The sequence below is a fragment of the Bradyrhizobium embrapense genome, from assembly GCF_001189235.2.
In the GTDB taxonomy this organism is placed as follows: domain Bacteria; phylum Pseudomonadota; class Alphaproteobacteria; order Rhizobiales; family Xanthobacteraceae; genus Bradyrhizobium; species Bradyrhizobium embrapense.
On sequence record NZ_LFIP02000015.1, the window covers coordinates 72,967 to 94,857 of the forward strand.

At 64.5% G+C, this 21,891-nt stretch carries 20 protein-coding genes; 14 read left to right on the plus strand and 6 right to left on the minus strand.

Features of this window, described 5'->3' with window-relative positions; translation table 11 throughout:
* Nucleotides 1-232 precede the first annotated feature (232 nt).
* Nucleotides 233-1,171 carry a peptidylprolyl isomerase gene (locus AKN83_RS35755; RefSeq protein WP_050404800.1) on the minus strand — a complete coding sequence of 313 codons (939 nt, stop codon included), beginning with the start codon at nucleotides 1,169-1,171 and terminating at the stop codon, nucleotides 233-235.
* Between the two features lie 380 nt (nucleotides 1,172-1,551).
* Between AKN83_RS35755 and secA the strand changes: the two genes are divergently transcribed.
* Nucleotides 1,552-4,416 (plus strand): preprotein translocase subunit SecA, encoded by a 2,865-nt coding sequence (gene secA / locus AKN83_RS35760; protein ID WP_050404801.1) that lies wholly within the window; start codon nucleotides 1,552-1,554, stop codon nucleotides 4,414-4,416.
* Nucleotides 4,417-4,473: 57 nt separating this feature from the next.
* Here secA and AKN83_RS35765 read toward each other — a convergent pair whose 3' ends face one another.
* Nucleotides 4,474-4,908 carry a VOC family protein gene (locus AKN83_RS35765; protein ID WP_050404802.1) on the minus strand — a complete coding sequence of 145 codons (435 nt, stop codon included), beginning with the start codon at nucleotides 4,906-4,908 and terminating at the stop codon, nucleotides 4,474-4,476.
* Between the two features lie 354 nt (nucleotides 4,909-5,262).
* Between AKN83_RS35765 and AKN83_RS35770 the strand changes: the two genes are divergently transcribed.
* The gene (locus AKN83_RS35770) at nucleotides 5,263-7,695 is read left to right on the plus strand and encodes a spermidine synthase family protein (RefSeq protein ID WP_050404803.1); all 2,433 of its coding nucleotides are present in this window, start codon (nucleotides 5,263-5,265) and stop codon (nucleotides 7,693-7,695) included.
* Between the two features lie 14 nt (nucleotides 7,696-7,709).
* On the opposite strand, the gene AKN83_RS35775 is transcribed toward AKN83_RS35770, so the two are convergent.
* Nucleotides 7,710-8,153 (minus strand): MarR family winged helix-turn-helix transcriptional regulator, encoded by a 444-nt coding sequence (locus AKN83_RS35775; RefSeq protein ID WP_038387042.1) that lies wholly within the window; start codon nucleotides 8,151-8,153, stop codon nucleotides 7,710-7,712.
* Between the two features lie 178 nt (nucleotides 8,154-8,331).
* Here AKN83_RS35775 and AKN83_RS35780 point away from each other — a divergent pair, with 178 nt between their 5' ends.
* The 9 genes from AKN83_RS35780 to AKN83_RS35820 all read left to right on the plus strand — a co-directional run bounded on the left by AKN83_RS35780 (nucleotide 8,332) and on the right by AKN83_RS35820 (nucleotide 17,367).
* Complete coding sequence (locus AKN83_RS35780) at nucleotides 8,332-9,513, plus strand: substrate-binding domain-containing protein (RefSeq protein WP_050404804.1); 1,182 nt, start codon at nucleotides 8,332-8,334, stop codon at nucleotides 9,511-9,513.
* A gap of 51 nt (nucleotides 9,514-9,564) precedes the next feature.
* Complete coding sequence (locus AKN83_RS35785; protein ID WP_050404805.1) at nucleotides 9,565-10,749, plus strand: substrate-binding domain-containing protein; 1,185 nt, start codon at nucleotides 9,565-9,567, stop codon at nucleotides 10,747-10,749.
* 165 nt (nucleotides 10,750-10,914) lie between these two features.
* A complete protein-coding gene (locus AKN83_RS35790) occupies nucleotides 10,915-12,429 on the plus strand; it encodes an amidase (protein ID WP_050404820.1) in 1,515 nt (504 codons plus the stop codon).
* Nucleotides 12,430-12,471: 42 nt separating this feature from the next.
* Nucleotides 12,472-13,329, plus strand: a complete 858-nt coding sequence (locus tag AKN83_RS35795) for a branched-chain amino acid ABC transporter permease (protein ID WP_050404806.1) — start codon at nucleotides 12,472-12,474, stop codon at nucleotides 13,327-13,329.
* 5 nt (nucleotides 13,330-13,334) lie between these two features.
* A complete protein-coding gene (locus AKN83_RS35800) occupies nucleotides 13,335-14,555 on the plus strand; it encodes a substrate-binding protein (protein ID WP_050404807.1) in 1,221 nt (406 codons plus the stop codon).
* Nucleotides 14,556-14,562: 7 nt separating this feature from the next.
* Nucleotides 14,563-15,657 carry a branched-chain amino acid ABC transporter permease gene (locus AKN83_RS35805; protein ID WP_244522225.1) on the plus strand — a complete coding sequence of 365 codons (1,095 nt, stop codon included), beginning with the start codon at nucleotides 14,563-14,565 and terminating at the stop codon, nucleotides 15,655-15,657.
* Nucleotides 15,644-16,378 (plus strand): ABC transporter ATP-binding protein, encoded by a 735-nt coding sequence (locus tag AKN83_RS35810; protein WP_050404808.1) that lies wholly within the window; start codon nucleotides 15,644-15,646, stop codon nucleotides 16,376-16,378. The genes AKN83_RS35805 and AKN83_RS35810 overlap by 14 nt, the downstream gene beginning before the upstream one ends.
* Nucleotides 16,371-17,072 carry a branched-chain amino acid ABC transporter ATP-binding protein gene (locus AKN83_RS35815; protein WP_050404809.1) on the plus strand — a complete coding sequence of 234 codons (702 nt, stop codon included), beginning with the start codon at nucleotides 16,371-16,373 and terminating at the stop codon, nucleotides 17,070-17,072. The genes AKN83_RS35810 and AKN83_RS35815 overlap by 8 nt, the downstream gene beginning before the upstream one ends.
* A 64-nt stretch (nucleotides 17,073-17,136) precedes the next feature.
* Complete coding sequence (locus tag AKN83_RS35820; RefSeq protein WP_050404810.1) at nucleotides 17,137-17,367, plus strand: hypothetical protein; 231 nt, start codon at nucleotides 17,137-17,139, stop codon at nucleotides 17,365-17,367.
* A 37-nt stretch (nucleotides 17,368-17,404) separates the two neighbouring features.
* Here AKN83_RS35820 and AKN83_RS35825 read toward each other — a convergent pair whose 3' ends face one another.
* The 3 genes from AKN83_RS35825 to AKN83_RS35835 all read right to left on the minus strand — a co-directional run bounded on the left by AKN83_RS35825 (nucleotide 17,405) and on the right by AKN83_RS35835 (nucleotide 20,666).
* The gene (locus AKN83_RS35825; protein WP_050404811.1) at nucleotides 17,405-17,800 is read right to left on the minus strand and encodes a nuclear transport factor 2 family protein; all 396 of its coding nucleotides are present in this window, start codon (nucleotides 17,798-17,800) and stop codon (nucleotides 17,405-17,407) included.
* Nucleotides 17,801-18,019: 219 nt separating this feature from the next.
* A complete protein-coding gene (locus AKN83_RS35830) occupies nucleotides 18,020-19,474 on the minus strand; it encodes a L,D-transpeptidase family protein (RefSeq protein ID WP_083992395.1) in 1,455 nt (484 codons plus the stop codon).
* A 229-nt stretch (nucleotides 19,475-19,703) separates the two neighbouring features.
* Nucleotides 19,704-20,666 carry an acetyl-CoA carboxylase carboxyltransferase subunit alpha gene (locus tag AKN83_RS35835; protein WP_050404812.1) on the minus strand — a complete coding sequence of 321 codons (963 nt, stop codon included), beginning with the start codon at nucleotides 20,664-20,666 and terminating at the stop codon, nucleotides 19,704-19,706.
* 273 nt (nucleotides 20,667-20,939) lie between these two features.
* Here AKN83_RS35835 and AKN83_RS42185 point away from each other — a divergent pair, with 273 nt between their 5' ends.
* The 3 genes from AKN83_RS42185 to AKN83_RS40970 all read left to right on the plus strand — a co-directional run.
* The gene (locus AKN83_RS42185) at nucleotides 20,940-21,320 is read left to right on the plus strand and encodes a helix-turn-helix domain-containing protein (RefSeq protein ID WP_083992396.1); all 381 of its coding nucleotides are present in this window, start codon (nucleotides 20,940-20,942) and stop codon (nucleotides 21,318-21,320) included.
* On the plus strand, nucleotides 21,239-21,646 hold the full coding sequence (locus tag AKN83_RS35840) for a helix-turn-helix domain-containing protein (protein WP_050403465.1): 408 nt from the start codon (nucleotides 21,239-21,241) through the stop codon (nucleotides 21,644-21,646). Before AKN83_RS42185 ends, AKN83_RS35840 begins: the two co-directional genes overlap by 82 nt.
* 38 nt (nucleotides 21,647-21,684) lie before the next feature.
* The coding region (locus AKN83_RS40970) for an IS3 family transposase (RefSeq protein ID WP_430641598.1) at nucleotides 21,685-21,891 on the plus strand (207 nt) is incomplete at its 3' end.

Here is a 21,891-nt window from a genome sequence, read left to right on the forward strand (position 1 = left end):
AAGCGCTGCATAACATCTCGCCGTGAGAAGCGGGAGAGGGCTCGAGCGTGAACGGGGCTGTCATCAATTGTTCAAGTAAGCTGTAGCTCGGATGGAGCGAAGCGCAATCCGGGGCAGCTGTCACTGCGGATGGTCTGTCCGGATTCGCTTTGCTCCATCCGGGCTACGGTTCGCCCGCAAAAGCAAATGGCCGGGACATGCCCGGCCATCGCAACTGCAACGTTCGAGAAGCTTACTTCTTCGCCGGCGCCATCTTGTTGTCGGCGGGCTTCGGCGCATCCTTGGCGGCATCGGCCGGAGCGGCGGCGTCCTTGGCCGCATCGGCCGGCTTGTCCATGCGCTCGACCTTGGCGGCCTCGCGCAGCTTGGCGACGTAGTCGGCCTGGGCCTTGCGGGTCACATAGGTCTCGATCTGGGCCTTCACCTGCTCGAAGTCCGGCGCCTTGCGGTTGCGCTTTTCCTCGACCTTGATGATGTGCCAACCGAACTGCGACTTGACCGGATCGGAGATCTTGCCCGGCTCCAGCGTGAAGGCGACCGCGGAGAATTCCGGCACCATCTGCTCCTTGGTGAAGAAGCCGAGGTCGCCGCCGTCGGAGGCGCCGGGGTCCTTGGACTTCTTCTTGGCGAGCTCGGCGAAATCCGCGCCCTTGTCGAGCTCGGCCTTGATCGCCTTGGCCTCGTCCTCGGTCTCGACCAGGATGTGGCGGGCGCGCACCTCCTGCTCGCCGGTGATCTGCTTGGAGGCCTCTTCATAGACCTTCTTCATGGCGTCGTCGGTGGTCGCGGCCTTGCCCTCGCTGGCAAGCAGGCTGTCCATCAACAGGCGGTTGCGGGTGAAGGCGAGCCGCTTCTTGAAGTCGTCATTGTTCTCGATCTTCTTGTCCTCGGCGGCCTTGGACACGATCTTCATGTCGATCAGGAAGGACAGCACGTTGTCCTTGCGGGTCGAGGGGTCCATCTGCTGCAGGCTCGGGCCGAGTTCCTCCTCGGCGAGCGCCACGTCGCTGGCATGGATCTCGGAACCGTTCACCTTCGCCAGCACCGGGTCGGATTCCGCGGCGCGGACCGGCAGGCCGGCAGCCAGCACTGCGACAAGACAGCCCGTGGCGGCCAGGGTGGCGAGGCCGAGGCGCAGGCCGGTTTTGGTTTCCGGAGGCGAGGTGGTCATGCAAAATCCTTGTCTCAAAGGGGGGAAGCTCGAGCGGGGCGGACACTCGCCCAATCGTGTTACATTGGCAACGCGAAAGTCTTGTCAAAATGATGAATTCCTTGACATCTTGGCGGCGTTGACAACCCCCTGACCGGGCCATATCTCTGGCCGACCGTGTCAGCGGTGAGAGCGCTTATTTTGCTGCGTTTTTCGCCGTTGAACCCAGGATGGCCCGTTTCCCACTCAATTGGCGGAGGAGCCCCGGGTCGGGGCTCGAACCGTAGCGCGTCACGGTGAGTTGATAGGCGATCCGGCGGACCATCTCAGGCTGTATTCCAAGACTTGAAATTCAACACTGAACCAAGACCGAACTCGAGACCGAAGAACAGGAATTTCGCATGATCGGCGCGCTCGCCCGCAAGTTTTTCGGCTCCGCCAACGACCGTCGGGTCAAGGGGTATCAGTCCCGCGTCAGCGCCATCAACGCCCTGGAGCCAGAACTCGTCAAACTGACGGACGACCAGCTGAAGGCCCGCACCGCCGAGTTCAAGCAGCAGCTCGCCGGCGGCAAGACGCTCGACGACATCCTGGTCCCGGCCTTCGCCACGGTGCGCGAGGCGGCCAAGCGGACGCTCGGCCAGCGCCATTTCGACGTCCAGCTGATCGGCGGCATGGTGCTGCACGAGGGCGACATCGCCGAGATGAAGACCGGCGAAGGCAAGACCCTGGTTGCGACCCTCGCGGTCTACCTCAACGCGCTCGCCGGCAAGGGCGTCCATGTCGTCACCGTCAACGACTACCTCGCCCGCCGCGACTCCGGCTGGATGGGCCAGATCTATGCGTTCCTCGGGCTGACCACCGGCGTGATCGTTCACGGTCTCGATGACGCCGAGCGCAAGGCGGCCTATGCCTGCGACATCACCTACGGCACCAACAACGAATACGGCTTCGACTATCTGCGCGACAACATGAAGTACCGCCTGGAGGACATGGTCCAGCGCGAGCATTTCTACGCGATCGTCGACGAAGTCGATTCCATCCTGATCGACGAAGCGCGCACGCCGCTGATCATCTCCGGCCCGCTCGACGACCGTTCGGATTTCTACAACACCATCGACACCTTCATGCCGAAGCTCGTGAAGAAGGACGACTACGAGGTCGACGAGAAGCAGCGCACGGTGACGCTGACCGAAGGCGGCATGGAGAAGCTCGAGAACCTGCTGCGCGACGCCGGACAGCTCAAGGGCGATTCGCTGTACGACGTCGAGAACGTCTCCGTCGTGCACCACGTCAACCAGGCGCTGCGCGCGCACACGCTGTTCACCCGCGACAAGGATTACATCGTCCGTGACGACGAGGTGGTCATCATCGACGAGTTCACCGGCCGCATGATGCAGGGCCGGCGCTATTCGGAGGGCCTGCACCAGGCGCTGGAAGCCAAGGAGCACGTCACGGTCCAGCCCGAGAACCAGACGCTGGCCTCGATCACCTTCCAGAACTATTTCCGGATGTACCAGAAGCTGTCCGGCATGACCGGCACGGCACTGACCGAAGCCGACGAGCTGTTCGACATCTACAAGCTCGAGGTCGTCGAGATCCCGACCAACCTGCCGGTGGCGCGTCTCGACGAGGACGACGAGGTCTACCGCACCCAGAACGAGAAATACGCCGCGATCCTTGCCGAGATCGAGCGCGCCAACAAGCGGCTGCAGCCGGTGCTGGTCGGCACGGCGTCGATCGAGAAATCGGAAGTGCTGGCAGAGTACCTCAAGAAGCACGGCTACAAGCAGATCGATTTCACCGCCGAATCCGGCATGGAGAAGCTCTATGCTGCCGCGCGCGCCGGCAAGCCGGCAAAGCTGTTCGCGGTGCTGAACGCGCGCTTCCACGAGCAGGAAGCCTATATCGTCGCCGAAGCCGGCGTGCCGGGCGCGATCACGATCGCGACCAACATGGCCGGCCGCGGCACCGACATCAAGCTCGGCGGCTCGCTCGAGATGCGGATCCAGCAGGAGACCGCCGCGATCACCGACGAAGCCGAGAAGGCCAGGAAGATCGAGCAGATCAAGGCCGACATCGAGCGCTTCCGCGAGATCGTGCTGAAGGCGGAGGAGGATTTCGAGGTCGAGCCCGCCAAGGGCAACAAACCCGCCAAGACCGTGAAGAAGCCGGGCGGCCTCTACATCATCGGCTCCGAGCGCCACGAATCCCGCCGCATCGACAACCAGCTGCGCGGCCGTTCCGGCCGTCAGGGCGACCCCGGCCGCTCGAAGTTCTTCCTGTCGCTGGAAGACGACCTGATGCGCATCTTCGGCTCCGACCGGCTCGACAGCATGCTGCAGCGGCTCGGCCTGCAGGAAGGCGAGGCCATCATCCATCCTTGGATCAACAAGGCACTCGAGAAGGCGCAGCAGAAGGTCGAGGCGCGCAACTTCGACATCCGCAAGAACCTCTTGAAGTTCGACAACGTCCAGAACGATCAGCGCAAGGTGATCTTCGACCAGCGCGTCGACCTGATGAAGGACGACAGCGTCGTCGAGACCGTGACCGACATGCGCCATGCCTTCGTCGAGGACGTGGTCGCCAAGCACATCCCCGAGCACGCCTATGCCGAGCAATGGGACACCGCGGGCCTCAAGGAAGAGCTGAAGCGCGTGCTCGACGTCGACCTGCCGGTCGATGAGTGGGCCAAGGAAGAGGGCATCGCCGACGAGGAACTGCTGACGCGCATCGAGAATCACGTCGACGAGCGGATGGCGGCCAAGGTCGCGCAGTGGGGCCCCGACGTGATGCGTTACGTCGAGAAGACCATCCTGTTGCAGACGCTCGACCATCTCTGGCGCGAGCACCTGATCATGCTGGATCATCTGCGCCAGGTGATCGGCCTGCGCGGCTATGGCCAGCGCGATCCGTTGCAGGAGTACAAGACCGAAGCCTTCAATCTCTTCCAGGAGATGAGCGCGCATCTGCGCGAGGCGGTCACCGCCCAGCTGATGCGGGTCGAGATCGTGCCGCCGGACGAGCCGCCGCAGCCGCTGCCGCCGATGGAAGCGCACAAGCTCGATCCCAACACCGGCGAGGACGAGTTCGCCCAAGCCCGCCTGACCGAGGCCACCTACGCCCAGGCCTCGCTGGCGCCCGCCATGTCCGCCGCCGACCGCAATCCGAACGACCCGGCAAGCTGGGGCAAGGTCGGCCGCAACGAGGACTGCCCCTGCGGGTCAGGCAAGAAGTACAAGCACTGCCACGGGCGGTACGCGTAAGCCGCCGCAGGCCCCGACGCGGCGGGCGCCTGGCCCGCCGTCGAGGCTACATCGCCGTCAGCCGGCGAACGCCTTGTCGAGATCGGCGATGATGATCTTCTGCATCTTTAGCATCGCCTGCATCGCGCGGTCGGCCGCCGTGCGGTCGGGATCGCCGAGGTAACGGCTCAGCGCGGTCGGGATCACCTGCCAGGACAGGCCAAAGCGGTCCTTGAGCCAGCCGCAGCGCGATTGCTGGCCGCCGTCGGTGAGCTTCTCCCAGAAGTAGTCCACCTGCTCCTGGGTCTCGACGCTGAGGAAGAACGACACCGCCTCGTTGAATTTGTGCTGCGGTCCGCCATTGAGCGCATAGAACCGCTGCCCCTCGAGCTCGAAGCTCGCCATGAAGTCGCTGACAGTTTCGATCTCGGCGTTCGGGAACACCGATTTGTAGAAGGCGACGGCCTCGCGGACGTTGTTGTCGAGCCAGAGGAAAGGCGTGATCGAAGTCATCAGGGGGAATCCTTGTGATCGATGAAGAGGATGAACCGGAACCGCGCGCGCGCAGTGTCGGCGCGTCCGGAGGACGAGCCTGCGACCGGCACTCCGACATGTTGACCGGACTTTTTGTTGGACCTTCCCGGCATGGGCTGGCGGTCGGCGAGGCGGTATCTTCGCGATTTTGGGCTCTCCGGTAACCCCGCGATAAGCCCGCCGCCGGTCCGGCTGCTACCCAAAGTCGCTGTTGGCTCGTCCAATCAATCACTTGTTAGGGCTCTGTGTCTCAGTATTGCAGGGCGCGTCGGGTGAGCCGCCGACGCGCATCAAAGCGTCTCTTTGGTCAAGGCTCGATCAGGAGGCCGCGCCTTGCAGACCGCGACGACGATGCCCGGCCGCTACTATCCGGCAATCTTCGTGCTGGCGTCGGCCACGTTGGCCTATCAGATCCTGATCACCCGCTTTTTCAGCGTGATGGTGCATTACCACTTCGCTTTCGGGGCCATCGCCCTCGCGATGTTCGGGCTGACGCGCGGCGCAATGAAGGTTTATGAGGATTCCACCCGTTATGCGCCGGAGCGTGTGGCGCCGGAATTTGCCCGTCACGCCGCGCGGTTCGCGATCAGCGGCGTTGCCGCCATGTGTGCCTTTCTGTATGCGCCGCTGGTCGTGCCCGGCGCATATGCCATGGTTGCGCTCGCCCTGGTGGCGCTGGCTTTCACCATGCCGTTTACCGAGGGCGGCATCTGCATCACGATTCTCCTGACCCGGCTGCCCTATGTCGGCGGCTGGCTTTACGCTGCCGACCTGGTCGGCGCCGCGGCCGGATGCCTCGGCATCATCTTCGTGCTGCTGGTGATCGATCCGGTCAGTGCGACGCTGTGGATCGGCGCCTGCGCCGCGGCCGTCGGCTGGTTCGTGGTCCGTCACGAAGGCCGAAGCGATGTGCGCCTGAGCCGCAACGCCGCGCTTGGTCTCGCCGCGCTCGCTGCGGTTCACACCGCGCTTGCTGCAACCGGCAGCAGCCATCTTGGCGTGATCTGGGCCAAGGGCACCGAGCAGACCGGAACGCTGTTCGAGCGCTGGAACACCTATTCGCGCATCCGCGTGACCGATCTCGGGCTCTCGGTTCCGTTCGGCTGGTCGTTCTCGCGCACTCCGGATGCCAGGATCGAGCAGCTCTATCTCGACATCGATGCCGATGCGGCGACGCCGATCACCCGCTTTTCCGGCGATCTGACCAAGGTTTCCTATCTCAAGAACGACGTCATCAACGCGCCCTATCTGGTGCAGCAACGGCCAGGCGACGTGGCCGTGATCGGCGTCGGCGGCGGCCGCGACATCCTCTCCGGCCTCTATTTCGGCGCGCAGCGAATTCACGGCATCGAAATCAATCCGGCGATCTTCGAAGTGCTGACCGACAAGTTCGCCGATTATTCGGGCCATCTCCATCGCCGGCCCGGCGTGTCGCTGGTCAATGCCGAGGCGCGCAGTTACATCAACCATTCGCCCGATCGCTACGACCTGATCCAGATCTCGCTGATCGATACCTGGGCCGCCACCGCGGCCGGCGGGCTGACGCTGACCGAGAACCGGCTCTACACCGTGGAGGCGTGGGCCGATTTCTTCCGCGCGCTGAAGCCGGGCGGCATGCTTTCGGTGTCGCGCTGGTACGAACCAACGGTCTATCGCGGCGAGTTCTATCGTCTGATCGCGATCGCGGCGGAGGCGCTGCAGCATCAGGGCGTGCCGACCACCGAACTGTCGCAGCATGTGATCGCGGCGAATGTCGGCAGCATCGTCACGGTGATGACCCGGCCCGAAGCGTTCACGGCGGCGCAATGGCAGGGCGCGCGCGACCGCCTGGTAGCGCAAGGGTTCAAGCTGCTGCTCGGGCCCGATATCGCCTATGACAATGTCACCTCGACCCTTCTATCGGGCAAGGCCGACCAGAGCTTCCTTGACTCATTGCCGGAAAACATCGCAGCCTCGACCGACGACAAGCCGTTCTTTTTCTATACGGGGCGACTTGGCGATCTATTCGTCAAGAGCGGCTCAGAGGTGCGGCACAACGCAGCGCTCACCGTCATCAAATGGGTGTTCGTCTTCCAGCTCGGCATCTGCATCTATTACATCGGCATTCCGTTCGCGCGTCTGATGCGGCGGATGCCGGCGGCCGCACTGGTGCCGCCGGTGGCCTATTTCGCTGCGATCGGCATGGGCTTCATGCTGATCGAGATTTCGCAGATGCAACGGCTGATGGTGTTCCTCGGCCATCCCGTCTACGGGCTCAGCGTCGTGCTGTTCACGATCCTTCTGTTCGGCGGCATCGGCAGCGCCACGGTGGGGGCCGCGCCGGCGCGGCCGGGCATGTTGATCGCGCGCCTCATGGCGCTGGTCGCAACGCTGGTGGCTGCAGGCCTGCTGACGCCGGCCGTCACCGCCTGGGCGCGCTCCGCGCCGACCGACATCCGCATCCTGGTATCGGTCGCGCTGCTGGCGCCCCCGGCTTTCTGCATGGGCATGATGTTCCCGTTGGGCCTCGGCATCTGGCGGCGGCATGACGGACTGCTGCCGTTCTTCTGGAGCACCAACGGCATCACCTCGATGCTTGCCTCCGTGCTCGGCATGGCGCTGTCGATCCAGTTCGGCATCACCACGACATTCGCACTCGGCGTCTGCTGCTATGTGCTGTGCGCGATCATGATCGTCGGCAACCGGCTGGCCCATCCGGTCGCTGATCCCGCGCTCCCGCCGGTCCGGCCGGCAGGCCTGGTGGCGCAGGACGAGGTGGCGTCGTAGCGGAGGCTGTCGCCTCAGTTGGCGCTGCCGATCAGGCTTTCCAGCAGCCGTTTGAGCTCGGTGGTCGACTTGTCGCCATAGCTCTCGACGATGTGCTCCTCCTGGCTTACCGCCAGCGAGTTGAGCCGGCGGCACAGCGCCTTGCCGCGGTCGGAGACGAACATCAGCACCTTGCGGCGGTCCTTGGGATCCTGCACGCGATAGACGAGAGCATCCGATACCATGCGGTCGATCATCTTGGTCAGCGTCGGATGGTTGAGCAGCACCGCGTCGGCAAGCTCGCCCATCGAGTGGCCATTGCCGTCGGACAGCACTTTGAGGATGCGCCACTGCTCGACCGGCACGCCTTCCTTGGCCAGCCGCGTCTCCAACTGCCGGTTGATCTCCCGGTTGGCTTGCGCGAGCAGGTAGGTGAGGTGTTCGGTGATCGGGGAATTTTCTTTCGGCGGTTTAGCCACGGCGTGAGACCTGGTTCCTGACCCGGTGAATGAATGTCCGGCAACTCATGCCATTTCTATATGCACTTCAATTGTTGAATATTCAATATTTTCCCCTAGGATATTCCCCCAACCAAAGGGCGGATGCCGCAACCGCCCGCTGGCTGCGTTGCGTTCTGCTTCCCAGACAGGAGTTGGCGTGCTCTCGACGGTCTCTTCCCAGGCGCATGGCGGCTTGCCCGTCGCGCCGCCGCACCTGTTTCGAAGCCCGTCGTCCTGCGCGGCCGATCTCGCATTGACCGTCAAGCCGGGCTCCTCGCGCCGTGGCGGCACCGACAGCAAGCTCAGGATCGGCAATTTCATCACCTTCTCCGGCGCGCCCGGAATCTGGGGACCGATCTCGGCCAACAGCGTCATGCTGGCGGTCGCCGAGATCAACCGACGCGGCGGCATCCGCGGCCGCGAGGTCGAATTGTTGATGTACGATGCCGGCGGTCCGATCGAGGAGGTGGTGCGCCGCGCGGAACGCGCGATCGCCTTCGACGAGATCGACGTCATCATGGGCTCGCATATCTCGGCGGTCCGCCTCGCGCTGCGCAAGGTCACGGCCAGCCGCATTCCCTATGTCTACACGCCGGTCTATGAGGGCGGCGAGCGGACGCCAGGGGTCATGGCGATCGGCGAGACGCCGCGCGCCGAAAGCCGCCCGGCGATCCACTGGCTCACCGAAGTCAAGAAAGCGCAGCGCTGGTATCTGATCGGCAGCGACTATGTCTGGCCCTGGCAATCGCATCGCGCGGTGAAGCGCTACATCAAGGAGGCCGGCGGCCAGGTGGTCGGCGAGGAGTTCGTCCCGCTCGGTGAGGACGATCACGAGCCGCATCTGGCGCGGATCCGCGCCGCCAAGCCCGATGTCGTGCTGATCAGCCTGATCGGAACCGACAGCATCACCTTCAACCGCGCCTTCGCCGACGCCAGTCTCGCCGCCACCACCTTGCGCTATGCGGGTGCGATGGACGAGACCGTGCTGCTCGGCATCGGGCCGGACGCGACCGAGAACCTGTTCTGTGCCTCCGGCTATTTCGGCTGCGTCGATTCGCGCGCCAATGACGAGTTCCAGATCAGCTACCGCGCGATGTTCGGCCCGCACGCGCCGCCGATCGGCTCGGTCGGACAGTCCAATTACGAGGGGATGCGCTTCCTGGAAGCGGCGGCCAACCGGGCCCGTTCGCTCTCGACGGGTCCTTTGTTCGCCGCGGCGCGCAACCTCGTCTACAGCGGCGCCCGCGGCACCGTCACCATTCGCGACGGCCGTGCCGAAATGCCGATCTATCTTGCCGAGGCCGACGGTCTCGACTTCAATGTGATCAAGACGATCTAGCGTGTGGCACCGTTGCCGTATGCGGCGTGCCGGTGCCGGACAGGAGCAGGTGTGCATTCGACGCCCAACGTCACGGCAAGAGACCTCCCGTTCCCGCCATCCCTGCTGTTCAGGAACCTGGCGTCGGCGGCGTCGGATCGCGTGCTTGCGCCGATGGATCGCAGCGGGTTCGGCCGGCGGGGCGCGCGCAACCGGCTGCGGATCGGCGGCTTCGTCTGCTGCACCGGTTCGCCGGGGATGTGGGGACCGGCCGCGACCTCGAGCGCGCAGCTCGCGGTTGCGGATATCAACCGGCGCGGCGGCATCCTCGGCCGTGAGATCGAGTTCCAGGTCTACGACGCCGGTGGCCCGATCGAGGAGGTGCTCGACCGCGCCGAGCAGGCGATCGCGTTCGATGAGGTCGATCTCATCATGGGCATGCACACCAGCGCCGTGCGCGTCGCGATGCGGCATCTCATCACCCGGAGCAGGATCCCCTACATCTACACGCCGGTCTACGAGGGCGGCGAGCGGACGCCGGGCGTGATCGCAATCGGTGAGACGCCGCGCTGGCAGAACCGGCCATCGATCCACTGGCTGGCCGAGGTGAAGCGCGCCAGGCGCTGGTACCTGATCGGCAGCGACTATGTCTGGCCATGGCAGTCGCACCGCGCGGTGAAGCGCTACATCAAGGAGACCGGTGGCCTCGTGGTCGGCGAGGAGTTCGTGCCGGTCGGCGAGGACGATCACGAGGCGCATCTGGAGCGGATCCGTGCGGCGAAGCCCGATGTCGTGCTGATCTCGCTGATCGGCACCGACGGCGTGACCTTCAACCGCGCCTTCGCCGATGCCGGGCTCGCCGCCACCACGCTGCGCTTTGCCGGCTGTTTCGACGAAACCGCGCTGCTCGGCATCGGCGCCGACAAGACCGAAAACCTGTTCTGCGCCTCCGGCTATTTCCCCTCGGTCGGCTCGCAGGCCGGCGACGAATTCAGGGACCGCTATCGCGCGATGTTCGGAGCGTTTGCGCCGCCGGTCGGATCGTGCAGCGAGTCCGCCTATGAAGGCTTCTGCCTGCTCGAGGCCGCCGCCAACCGCGCCGGCTCGCTGGACATGCGGCCGCTGCTCGCGGCGGCAGACAACCTCGTCTATCGCGGCCCGCGCGGCCCGGTAACGGTGCGCAGCGGCCACGCCCGGATGCCGATGTATCTTGCCGAAGCCGACGGTCTCGACTTCAGGGTGATCAAGCCGATCTGACGCCGAATGCGAACCAACCGAACCGACCCGCGAAATAATACTTGAAAAGGAAAATATTTCCGTTTTGAATAGAACAACGGGGTGAGCGGTTCGCGCGGTCAACGCGCCGCCCGCGGCCCTGCGTCGAGGGATCAATCCAAAGATCAAAAGCTTCAGGAGAGCGCCGTGACCGTCGTCCTTCCCACGCCAACGCAACTTCGTGCCGTCGCCGAACAGTGCGGCCTGTCCCTGACCGATGAGGACGTGGCCTCGTTCCGCGGCCTGATGCAGGGCTCGATCGAGGCCTACAACCTCGTCGCCCAGATGCCGGACGAACTGCCCGAAGTGAAATATCCCCGCACGCCCGGCTATCGCCCGGCGCCGGAGAACAACAAGCACAACGCCTGGTACCGCAAGTCGACGGTGAAGGGCGCGGCTTCCGGCAAGCTCAAGGGCAAGACGGTGGCGCTGAAGGACAACATCATGCTGGCCGGCGTGCCGATGACCAACGGCTCGTCGACGCTGGAAGGCTATATCCCCGATTTCGACGCCACCATCGTCACCCGCATGCTCGACGCCGGTGCCGAGATCGCAGGCAAGACCCATTGCGAGCATTTCTGCCTGTCCGGCGGCAGCCACACCGGCTCCTACGGGCCGGTGCACAACCCGCACAAGATGGGCTATTCCGCCGGCGGCTCGTCGTCGGGCTCCGGCGTCGTGGTCGCGCTCGGCGAGGTCGACATGGCGATCGGCGGCGACCAGGGCGGCTCGATCCGCATGCCGTCCTCGTTCTGCGGCACCTACGGCATGAAGCCGACCTGGGGGCTTGTGCCCTACACCGGCATCATGCCGATCGAGATCTACGTCGATCACACCGGTCCGATGACCGCGACCGTGGAAGACAACGCGCTGCTGCTGGAAGTGCTGGCCGGCGACGATGGCTACGATCCGCGGATCAAGGCGCCGAAGGTCGAGGACTACACCAAGGCGCTCGGCAAGGGTGTCAAGGGCATGAAGATCGGCATCGTCAAGGAAGGCTTCGAGCAGCCGACCGCCGAAGCTGCGGTGAATGAAAGCGTGCGCGAGGCGGCCAAGCGCTTCAAGGATCTCGGCGCCAGCATCGAGACGGTATCGATCCCGATGCACATGCTCGGCGGTGCGATCTGGACCCCGATCGGCACCGAAGGCCTGACCCAGACCATGATGTTCGGCGACGGCTACGGCCTCAGCCGCGGCGACCTCTATTCGACCTCGCTGATGGATTTCCATCGCGGCTGGCGCCGTCAGGCGGATTCGCTGTCCGAGACCACGAAGCTGTTCATGCTGCTCGGTACCTACATCAACAACAATTTCGGTCCGCGCTTCTACGGCAAGGCGCTCAACATCTCGCGCCGGCTGACTGCGGCTTACGACAAGGCCTTCAAGGCCTACGATCTGCTGCTGATGCCGACCACGCCGATGAAGGCGACGAAGTTGCCCGAGGCCAATGCCAGCCGCGAGGAGTATGTCGCTCGGGCGCTGGAGATGATCTCCAACACCGCGCCGTTCGACATCACCCATCACCCGGCGATGTCGCTGCCCTGCGGCGTGGTCGACGGATTGCCGGTCGGCCTGATGCTGGTCGGGCGGATGTTCGAGGAAACCACCATCTACCGCGCCGCGCACGCCTTCGAGCAGGCCGGCGACTGGAAGAAGATGTGAGGCGCCGCTTGTCGCAGACGCAAGGTCGATGGATCGAACACCATGGCTAGCACCTTCGCCGCGGTGTTCGAGATCGTGAGCTTCGGCGCGATCATCGTGCTGGTCGTGCTCGGGCTCGGCATCATCGCCAGCATGATGGGCATCTTCAACTTCGCGCAGGGCGAATTCGTCCTGCTCGGGGCTTATGTGACCTATCTGGCTTACGCCCACGGCGCGCCGGTCTGGGTCGGCATGGTCGCGGCGCCCTTCGTGGTCGGCGCGCTCGGCTTCGTGCTGGAAGCGCTGATCATCCGGCGCTTCTATGCCGCGCCGATCGTGGCGATGCTCGGCACCTATGCGCTCGGGCTGATCATCCGCGAAAGCGTGCGCGGGCTGATCGGCGGCTTCTATCTCACGGTGCCGGAGCCGATCGGCGGTTCGATCGACCTCGGCTCGGTCCACATTTCGGCCTGGCGTTTCACCATCATCGTGATCACGCTCGTGGTGATGGGCGGCTGCTATCTCCTGCTGGCGCGCACGAGCTTCGGGCTTCGGGTCCGCGCCACCCTGGAGAACCCGGCGCTGGCGCGCGCGTCGGGCATCTCGACGCCGTTGATCTACGGCGCGACCTTTGCGTTCGGCGCGGCGCTGGCCGGGCTTGCCGGCGCGCTGATCGTGCCGGTGTTCAGCCTTTTTGCCGATCTCGGCATCCGCTTCCTGATCCAGGGCTTCGTCGCCGTGATGGTCGGGGGTGTCGGCTCCTTCATCGGTCCGGTCGCCGGCGCCGGTGTGATCGGCACGCTCAGCGCGGCGCTGCCATGGGTGATGTCTCCGGTCGTCGCCGACGTCCTCGTCTTCGTGCTCGCCATCGCCTTCATCAAATTCCGGCCGCAAGGCCTCATCGCTGGGAAAGGGGTCTAATCACCATGTCGATTGAACGCATGAACCTCACGCGCCGCCGCTTCATGAGCAATTTCGCCTTTGCAACCGGAGCGCTCGCGACCGGGGTCGGCAGCTGGGTGGTGCGGCCCGATTGGGCCAACGCCGCCGAAGGCCCGATCAAGGTCGGCATCGCGACCGACCTGACCGGCCCGATCGCCTATGCCGGCAACGCCGACGCCAACGTCGCCAAGATGGTGATCAAGGAGATCAATGCCGGCGGCGGCCTGCTCGGCCGGCCGCTCGAGCTCTACATCGAGGATACCGCCTCGAACGAATCGGTCGCGGTCGGCAATGTCCGCAAGCTGATCCAGCGCGACAAGGTCGACATGGTGCTGGGCGGCATCACCTCGTCGATGCGCAACGCGATCAAGGACCCGATCGTGGCGCGCGGCAAGACGCTCTACATCTATCCGCAGCTCTACGAGGGCAAGGAGTGCACGCCCTATCTGTTCTGCACCGGGCCGACGCCGGCGCAGCAATGCGACACCTTCATTCCCTGGCTGATCAAGAACGGCGGCAAGAAGTTCGCGCTGCCGAGCGCCAATTATGTCTGGCCGCACACGCTCAACGTCTACGCCCGCAAGGTGATCGAGGACAATGGCGGCGAGGTCGTGTTCGAGGAGTATTATCCGCTCGACCAGGTCGACTTCTCGGCCACCGTCAACCGCATCATCTCCAACAAGGTCGACGTGGTCTTCAACACCGTGATCCCGCCGGGTGTCGGACCGTTCTTCAAACAGCTCTATGAGGCCGGCTTCCTGAAGAACGGCGGGCGGCTCGCCTGTGTCTACTATGACGAGAACACGCTCAACATCAATCAGGCCAATGAGATCGAGGGGCTGGCGAGCTGCCTCGACTACTTCAAGGTATTGACCAAGGAAGATCCGTTCAACGCCAAGCTCCAGGCTGCGTATGAAAAGGATTTCCCCGGCAACTTCCTGTTCGCCGCCGGCAGCGCCGCGACCGGAACCTATCGCGGCCTCAAGCTGTGGGAAGCCGCGGTCAAGGAAGCCGGCAAGGTCGACCGCGAACAGGTCGCTGCCGCACTCGATCACGCCAAGATCGCCGAAGGACCCGGCGGACCGGCCGAAATGGTGCCGGGCAAGCGTCACTGCAAGATGAAGATGTACACCGCTGTTGCCAAAGGCGGGAACTATGAGATCGTGGCGCGCAGCGATGGTCTCGTCGATCCCAAGGAATGCTGAGCGATCAATGAGTGGAGCAAGAGAGGCCGTCGCACGCATCAGCGAGGATGTCGTGACAGGCGAGGGGCTACCAGCCGCGCGCGCGCCGGTGCAACAGGCATCGGCAGGATGGAAGGTCCTGCCGATCGTGGAAGGGCTGGTGCTCATGATCGCACTGGTCCTGCCATGGGTGCTGCAGGATTATCTCACGGTGTTCGCCACCCGCGTGGTGATCCTCGCGCTGTTCGCGCTGTCGTTCGACCTGGTGTGGGGCTATGCCGGCATCATGAGCTTCGGCCAGGCGCTGTTCTTCGGCGCCGCCGGCTACGGCGTGGCGCTATTGGCGCGCGATCTCAACGTCACTTCGATCCTGCTGATCTTGCCCGCCGGCACGCTGATTGGCCTCACTGCATCGCTGCTGCTCGGCGGCTTCCTGCTGCTCGGGCGCTATCCCTCGAGCGTGATCTTCGTCTCGCTGGGCACCCTGACCGGCTCCTATGCTGCGGACCGGCTGGCGCGGGGTTGGTACTATCTCGGCGGCCAGAACGGCATCCCGTCGATCCCGCCGCTCACCCTCGGCAGCTACGAGTTCGAGGAAGGGCCGATCTACTACTACATGGTGCTCGGCATCCTGGTGGTCGTCTATCTGCTCTGCCGCTTCCTGGTGCGTTCGCAATTCGGTCTTGCGCTTGCTGGCCTGCGCGAGAACGAGCAGCGCATCGCCTTCTTCGGCTACAAGGCGCAGCATCTGAAGGCGATCATCTTCGCGGTCGGCGGCACCATCGCCGGTCTCGCCGGCAGCCTCTATGCTTTCCACGAAGGATTTGTCTGGCCCAACATGCTGGGCGTCGTGTTCTCGACCCAGGTCGTGCTCTACGTGTTGTTCGGCGGCTCCGGCACGCTGATCGGCGCCGTGATCGGCACCGTGATCATCGAGGGCGTCAGCTTCTGGCTGTCGGACAATTACCGCGATGTCTGGCCGATCATCCTCGGCGTGCTGCTGCTGCTCGTGATCATGTTCCGCCCGCTCGGGCTGGTCTCCTTTGTGCTCGGCGAGCGCGAGCGGGTCGGCAGCTTCGGCAAAGCGCCAAAGTCAAAGGAGACCGGCCATGCCGCTCCTTGAAGCGCAAGGGATCAGCAAGGTATTCGGCAAGCTCACCGCGCTGGACGGCGCAGGCTTGACCGTCGACGAGAACGAGTTTCACGGCTTGATCGGCCCCAACGGCTCGGGCAAGAGCACGCTGATGAAATGCGTCGCCGGCGCTGAGGTGCCGACCACGGGCAAGGTGTCCTTCGTCAACACCGACATCACGGCGTTCACGCCGACCGAGCGCGCCCGCGCCGGCATGAGCCTGAAATTCCAGATCACCTCGGTGCTGCCGACGCTGACGCTCTACGACAACATCCTGCTGGCGCTGCAGGCGCATTCGTCGCTGTTCGATCTCGTGCTCTCGCGTACGCGCAACAGGCTGCACGACCAGGTGATGACGATGCTGGCCCAGTTCCGGCTCGCCGATCGCGCGCACGATGCCGCGGCGGCGCTGTCGCATGGCCAGCAGCAATGGCTCGAGATCGCGATGGCGCTCGCAGGCCGACCGCGGCTGCTGCTGCTGGACGAGCCGACCGGCGGCATGAGTCTCGAGGAGCGCCGCGTCACCGGCGAGCTGCTGCAGCCGATCAAGCAGCATTGCTCGCTCGTCATCGTCGAACACGATCTCGATTTCATCCGCGACATCTGCGACCGCCTCACCGTGCTCGACCAGGGCAAGGTGCTGGCCTCGGGCACGGTCGCGGAAATCCAGGCCAACAAGAGCGTCCAGGAGATTTATCTTCGCCGTGCCTGATCAATCTTTCCTCGATATCCGGCACATCGATGCCGGCTACGGCCGCAGCCAGGTCCTATTCGATGTCAACATCGGCATTCCCTGGCGCGGCGGCGTCGCCGTGCTCGGCCGCAACGGCGCCGGCAAGACCACGCTGATGAAGACCATCGTCGGCGAACTCGCGAGCACAACGGGAGAGTTGTTCTTCGACGGCCGCGACATCACCCGGCGGCGTACCGAGGAGCGCGTGCGCTCCGGCATCGGTTATGTGCCGCAGGAGCATTCGGTGTTCGCCCGCCTGTCGGTGCGCGACAACCTCGCGGTCGGCTCGCTGTTCAATTCGGATTCGAGCGCGGTCGATCGCGTGCTCGAGATCTTCCCGAAGCTCGGCCAGCGGCTCGACCAGCCCGCCGGCACGCTGTCCGGCGGCGAGCGCAAGATGCTGGCGATCGGCCGCGCCATGCTCGGCGATCCGAAGCTGCTGCTGCTCGACGAGCCGACCGAAGGCGTCTGGATCGGCGTGATCGAGGAGATCACCGAGCGGCTGATCGAGCTTGCCAAGAGCATCTCGGTCGTGATCGTCGAGCAGCATCTCGACCTCGCGCTGCGCGTCGCCGACTACGCCTATGTGCTGGACCGCGGCCGCATTGCGCTGCAGGGCGCGGCAGGCGAGGTGCGCAACGATCCTGAATTGCTGCGGTATCTGGCGCCGTAGAATCCCGGGTTCCCGCAGGAACGAAGCGCTCCTCCTGCCGTTGGGCCGCGGGAGGAATTCACCAATGCGTTATTTCTCGATCGCAGCCGCTTTTGCCGCTGCCGTGATGAGCAGCGGCGCCGCGCTGGCCCAGCATTCCGGTACCAAGGCGGAACAGTCTGCGTGCTCGCGCGACGCACAGCGCTTCTGCCGCAAGGACCTCGGCAATGACGGCGCCGTACAGAATTGCCTTCAGATGCAACGCGCCAGCCTCAGCCGAAGCTGCAAGAAGGTCTTTGAGAGCCACGGCATGTAACCGTCGCCAGCCGGCGCGGTACAAGTCTCGTTGTCGATCAACGCGACGACGTCCCGTCGGCGTGTTCAACAAGGTGAGCGCGCGTCGGCGACGGCTCAAACCTGTCGGCGAAATACTGCGTTTCGTGGACGACCTGCCCGTCGCGGAATTCCATGATGCTCACCGTGTAGGACGGGATGCCGTCATAGGTCAGCACGAACTCGGTGACCCAGAGATCGCCGGCGCCGATGATGCGCTGGATCGTGAAGCGCTTCTTGTTCGGCTGCACCATGCGGCTCTGCTGAATGTTGCGCCGGCCGCGGATCCGTTCGCCCGATTGCGGATAATCAAGCACCGCATCGTCGCGATAGATGTCGTGCTCGCGCTCGAAATCGCTGGCGTCCGACGCCTCCCAATGGCGCTCAAGCGCCATCCGCACGGTTCGGTCATCCATCGCAATCTCCCGGCTGTGCCCCGTACCGATCAGACGATCGTCTATGCGCGGTTGGCAAGCGGAATGTGGCAGAGCAAAGCTCGGGCAAAATCATGCCCCGAGGATGCGGAAAGTTTGACTCACAGATCGCACAACACACTCGATGTCGTCCCGGCCTTCGCAGGGGCGACGCTGCGCCAGCGGGAAAGTTGATCGCTTCCGAGCGGCGTCGCTCCGCCGTTACTTCACCGCGGAGAAGCGGGTGTCGAACGAGTTGGTCTGCACCACAGGCGCCGAGCCGGCGAGCTGGGTCGACGATGTCGCGGCCGGCGCGGCCGCGGCGGTATTGGTCACCTGCGGCTTCGGCGCGGGCTTGGCGGCCTGCTTCGGCTCCGCCTTCGTCGCGACGCGAACCACGGATTGCGGCTTGGCCTCGGCGATCTTTGGCTTGGCCGGTGCGGCAGCCACCGGCGCCGGCGGCGAGGTCACCTTGCTGGCATCGGCAGTGGCGCTGCCGATGCCGACCTTCTGGGCAAAGCTCGAGAAGAAGCCTTCGGATTTGTCGGACGAGTTCGCCGAGGCAACACGGGCAGTCGACGACGTCGTCGCCACTACCGGCTCTTCCTGCTGGACTGCGAGATTCGGCCGCGGCGGATTGACCGTGCCGGGGATCGTACCGGGCGCACGCGCCAGCGCCATCGACTGCAACGCCTGGCTGTCGCCGCCTTCGGACAGGCCGGTGTTGCCTTCCGGAATCTTCGAGGCGAAGATCGCGTTCATGCCGCCGTCGATGCCGGTGTTGAGCCGCGCCACGGGGGTACCCTTGGAGATCAGCTTGGCGGTCTCGGCGGCGTCCTGCTGCTCCTTCTCGCGCACGGCGCTCGCGATCTCCTCGGGGATCACATAGGCCGGGCACTTCGCGGAGGCGTCGAACACCGGATCGCGCGTCGCGTTCGGCGCCTTGACCGCATCGAACACGTATTTCTTCTCGCAGAAGTCGACCTTCGGCTCCTGCTTCGTCACCTCGAAATGATCATAGCCTTCCTTGATCATCTTCCAGAAAGGCATGTTCGGATTGTTGCGGTGCTTGGCCATGTTCACCGGCGTCATCCGGAACGGATAGGCCTGCAGCTGGAACGCTTTCTGGCCGCCGAAGAATGACTCTCGGCCGAGCGAATAGATTTCCGCGATCTGCTCGTCGGTCATCGCGTAGCAGCCGCGCGAGGAGCAGTCGCCATGCACCATCAGTTGCGAGCCGGTACGGCCGAGCGCCTTGTCGAACGCGTTGGGATAGCCGGTGTTGAACGACAAGTAATAGGCCGACTGCGGGTTCATCTGGCTCGGGTTGATCGAGTAGAACCCTTCCGGCGCCTGGCGGTCACCCTCGCGGATCTTCGGACCGAGATCGCCCGACCAGCGGCAGATCGGATAGGTCTTGAGCAGCGCGAACTGGCCGGAGCGGGTCTGCTTCCAGACCTCGAGCTCCGCCTCCTGCTTGAACAGCCGCACCAGGATCGGCGACTGCATGTCCATGTCCTTCTCGGCCATGGCTGCCACGAGCTTTGGCGGGACCGGCTGGTTGGCCTTGGCGTTCTGGGCAAGCGAGATCTGGTCGCTGTCGCAGCCGGCGAGCATGACGCCCGCGGCGAGGACCGCCGAAGTCAGAAGCGCGCGTACGAGCGTGCGATGAGTCAAGTCCGAGCTCCACACCCACCGGGCGATTTTCGCGACCCCAACACGGCGAATATGCCCTGAAGCCATTGTGTAAAATATTAGCCTTCGACCACCCCTGCTCGCAACCTGAACCGGGGCTGACAGCCCACACGGTAGCAGGCATGGTTCAAGGAACGTTAAAGACCCGGCTCGGGGCCCAATTACGGCAAAATCGGCCGATTTGGTCGAAAAACCCGATGGTTTGGGCGCCTCAGCCCAGCTTGCGGCCGATGTCCAGGAACTTCTGGCGCCGCTGTTTGCGAATCGCGTCCGGATCAAGATTTCGTAGGTCGTTGAACGCCTGGGCGATGGCGTCGCCCGTGGTCGCGATCATCGCGGCGGGGTCGCGATGGGCGCCGCCGGAGGGTTCTTTCAGGATCTGGTCGATGACGCCGAAGCGCAGCATGTCCTGGGCGGTGATCTTCATGCTGTTGGCGGCTTCCTGCGCCTTGGTGCCGTCGCGCCACAGGATCGAGGACGCCGCCTCCGGCGAGATCACGCTGTAGATCGCGTGCTCCATCATCAGCACGCGGTTGGCCGTGGTGATGGCGATTGCGCCGCCCGACATGCCTTCGCCGGTGACGATCGCGACATTGGGCACGCCGAGCGACAGGCAGGCGTCGATCGAGCGCGCGATCGCCTCGGCCTGGCCGCGCTCCTCGGCGCCGATGCCGGGATAGGCGCCGGCGGAATCGACGATCGACAGCACCGGGATGCCGAAGCGGTCGGCCATCTCCATCAGGCGCACCGCCTTGCGGTAGCCCTCGGGACGCGCCATGCCGAAATTGTGCTTGATGCGGCTGTCGGTGGTGGCCCCCTTCTCCTGGCCGACCACGCAGATGCTCTCGCCGCGGAAACGGCCGAAGCCGCCGATCAGGGCCTCGTCGTCGGCGAATTTGCGGTCGCCGGCCATCGGGGTGAATTCGGTGATCAGGCCGCCGATGAAATCGGTGAAGTGCGGCCGCTGCGGATGCCGCGCCACCAGCGTCTTCTGCCACGGCGTCAGGTTGGCATAGAGGTCGGTCAGCGCCTGCGCCGCCTTGTCCTCGATCCGCGCGACTTCGTCGCCGATGTCGCTGCCGCTCGCGGCAAGCGCACGCAACTCGTCGATCTTGGATTCAAGCTCGGCGACGGGTTTTTCGAAGTCGAGATAGCTGCGCATCGGGTCGGGCATCAACTCAATATAGGGAGGAACAATGCGAGGGGCGAAGCGGATTCGGCGGTGAAAGGAGAAGCGTTGTAACTTCAATTGGTTAACGCGCGTTCGGGCGGAATGCACGCTTCGGGATCGCAAGGCAGGCCACGCTCTTTCTGCGGAGACGAAGCGGAAGTCAAGGCGGATTGCTCGTAGCCCGGATGGAGCGAAGCGCAATCCGGGAAGCTGTATTGGAGTGCACCCCAAAAGTGAGACACGGGAAATTAGGGACAGTTCTCTAACGGAGAACCTATGCCCAACAAATCACCCCGTGTTTTCAGCCGAGAGTTCAAGCTTGAGGCGGTTCGCCGCATTCTGGCGGGCGAGCGGATAAGGGCGCTTTCAGACGAGCTGAAGGTGCTGCGCAAGGATCTCTACGCCTGGCGCGATCTATTTCGGGCAGGCGGGGCGGCAGCGCTGCGGCCGATCGGCCGCCCGCGCAAAAGCGATGCCGTTGTGCCGAGCCTAAAGGAGCGGGCACGCGCCATTGNTGGAGTGCACCCCAAAAGTGAGACACGGGAAATTAGGGACAGTTCTCTAACGGAGAACCTATGCCCAACAAATCACCCCGTGTTTTCAGCCGAGAGTTCAAGCTTGAGGCGGTTCGCCGCATTCTGGCGGGCGAGCGGATAAGGGCGCTTTCAGACGAGCTGAAGGTGCTGCGCAAGGATCTCTACGCCTGGCGCGATCTATTTCGGGCAGGCGGGGCGGCAGCGCTGCGGCCGATCGGCCGCCCGCGCAAAAGCGATGCCGTTGTGCCGAGCCTAAAGGAGCGGGCACGCGCCATTGCGGCGGGCGACCCTGGCGCCCCGGAGCGGATTGCCGAGCTCGAGCGCAAGATCGGCCAGCAGCAGATTGAACTGGATTTTTTTCGGCAAGCCTTGCAGCGGGTCAAGGAAGCACGCCGGCCGAGCAGCGGGCCTGGCGTGAGGGGGTCTACGAGGTCATCCAAGCGATGACGATCTCCCCGCGGCAAGGCGAGCTGACGATCGAACGGATGTGCACCCTGGCTGGCGTCAGCCGGGCCGGCTACTACCGGCATTGGGCGGCTTCCGCCCCACGTGCCGAAGAGACTGGCGTGCGAGACGCGATCCAGCGGCTCGCACTGACGCATCGGCATTACGGCTATCGCCGGATCTCCGCACAGTTGCGCCGCGAGGGCTTTGTGGTGAACCGCAAGCGCGTGCTGCGCCTGATGCGCGAG

What these genes read in the sequence shown, in the direction of transcription:
- AKN83_RS35755 (WP_050404800.1), bottom strand. Translation starts at nt 1,171, where the DNA reads ATGACCACCTCGCCTCCGGAAACCAAAACCGGCCTGCGCCTCGGCCTC.
- secA (WP_050404801.1), top strand. Translation starts at nt 1,552, where the DNA reads ATGATCGGCGCGCTCGCCCGCAAGTTTTTCGGCTCCGCCAACGACCGT.
- AKN83_RS35765 (WP_050404802.1), bottom strand. Translation starts at nt 4,908, where the DNA reads ATGACTTCGATCACGCCTTTCCTCTGGCTCGACAACAACGTCCGCGAG.
- AKN83_RS35795 (WP_050404806.1), top strand. Translation starts at nt 12,472, where the DNA reads ATGGCTAGCACCTTCGCCGCGGTGTTCGAGATCGTGAGCTTCGGCGCG.
- AKN83_RS35800 (WP_050404807.1), top strand. Translation starts at nt 13,335, where the DNA reads ATGTCGATTGAACGCATGAACCTCACGCGCCGCCGCTTCATGAGCAAT.
- AKN83_RS35805 (WP_244522225.1), top strand. Translation starts at nt 14,563, where the DNA reads ATGAGTGGAGCAAGAGAGGCCGTCGCACGCATCAGCGAGGATGTCGTG.
- AKN83_RS35810 (WP_050404808.1), top strand. Translation starts at nt 15,644, where the DNA reads ATGCCGCTCCTTGAAGCGCAAGGGATCAGCAAGGTATTCGGCAAGCTC.
- AKN83_RS35820 (WP_050404810.1), top strand. Translation starts at nt 17,137, where the DNA reads ATGCGTTATTTCTCGATCGCAGCCGCTTTTGCCGCTGCCGTGATGAGC.
- AKN83_RS35825 (WP_050404811.1), bottom strand. Translation starts at nt 17,800, where the DNA reads ATGGATGACCGAACCGTGCGGATGGCGCTTGAGCGCCATTGGGAGGCG.
- AKN83_RS35835 (WP_050404812.1), bottom strand. Translation starts at nt 20,666, where the DNA reads ATGCCCGACCCGATGCGCAGCTATCTCGACTTCGAAAAACCCGTCGCC.
- AKN83_RS35840 (WP_050403465.1), top strand. Translation starts at nt 21,239, where the DNA reads ATGCCCAACAAATCACCCCGTGTTTTCAGCCGAGAGTTCAAGCTTGAG.